The sequence below is a fragment of the Streptomyces milbemycinicus genome, assembly GCF_002154605.1.
Lineage (GTDB): Bacteria > Actinomycetota > Actinomycetes > Streptomycetales > Streptomycetaceae > Streptomyces > Streptomyces milbemycinicus.
Genome location: NZ_MUNE01000192.1, coordinates 240 through 759, shown reverse-complemented (window position 1 = coordinate 759; position 520 = coordinate 240). Strand labels below are relative to the sequence as shown.

1 protein-coding gene is annotated in these 520 nt (G+C 66.3%); it reads left to right on the top strand.

The features are described from left to right. A partial coding sequence (locus tag CCN51_RS17165; protein ID WP_245881635.1) for an Lrp/AsnC ligand binding domain-containing protein occupies positions 1-189 on the top strand: 189 nt, incomplete at its 5' end. Positions 190-520 lie beyond the last annotated feature (331 nt).

Here is a 520-nt window from a genome sequence, read left to right as displayed (position 1 = left end):
GTGGTCTCCGGCGACGCCGACTTCTTCGTCGAGCTCGCCGTGCCGGACCTGCGCACCTTCGAAAAGGTGCTCACAGACCAGATCCTGGCCATCGGTCCCGTTCGCGACGCCCGCAGCACCTTCTGCATCCGCACCGTCATCGACCGCGGCCCGCTACCCCTCAGCTCCTGGCCCGCCCCGCGTGCATGACCGGACGACACGGCTTCACCTGCTTGAGGATCACCGCGATTCCCCGGCCCGAAGATGAAGCAGCGAGCTGAGCGCCGGAGTGGCCAACTGAAGTACTCAATGGCCAACTGAGGCACTCAGTGGACCACAGCACGCGGCGGCCATACGGCCCGCTGACCCCGCTCCGCGCATTCCGTCACCTCGTGAACCACATTTCGTCGGTTGGCCGGGTCTGGCACAAGTCCCGAAACGACGCCAGACCCCAGAACAACCCGGCGGAGACACATGGAAGCACCGCAGGAGTTTCCGGTCCGGTACACCGATCGCAGCGCAACGGCCCTGTCCGCGACCG